1 pseudogene is annotated in these 504 nt (G+C 73.8%); it reads left to right on the plus strand.

From position 1 onward, the window contains the following. A pseudogene (locus GJV64_RS15430) lies at positions 1–504 on the plus strand (ATP-dependent helicase HrpB); the annotation flags it as partial.

Raw genomic sequence — 504 nt, forward strand, 5'->3', positions numbered from 1 at the left:
GCATCGCGGTGCTGCTGGGGGAACGCGGGCTGGGGAGCCGCAGCGATGACATCGAGCAGCGCCTGCGTGGCTGGGAGCGCGAGCGCGGCCAGCGGGCCGATGCTGCGCGCAAGCTGGCGAGCCGCTGGGCGCGCACGGTTGGCGCAGTAGAGCAGGACATCGAACCGGAGGCCGCTGGCGAAGTGCTGGCGCTGGCCCATCCAGAGCGCGTCGCCCGGCGGCGCGGCGCTGCCTGGTTGATGGCCAATGGCCGGGCGGTCAGCGTGCCCGACGGGTCATCGCTGGCGCGCAGCGAGTGGATCGTGGTCGCCGATGCGTCGGGCAGTGCGGCTGGTGCGCGCCTCCTGCTCGGCGCCGCGATCGAGCCGGTGGCGGTCGAACGCCTGCTCGCCGATCGCATCGAGCAGCGGGCGGTGTTCGCCTATGACCCGGAGACGACCGGCGTGGTGGCGGAAACCCAGCGCCGACTGGGGGCCATCATCCTTGCCCGGCAGGCGGTGGAGC

This window comes from Sandarakinorhabdus rubra (genome assembly GCF_010994245.1).
GTDB classification, from domain to species: domain Bacteria; phylum Pseudomonadota; class Alphaproteobacteria; order Sphingomonadales; family Sphingomonadaceae; genus Sandarakinorhabdus; species Sandarakinorhabdus rubra.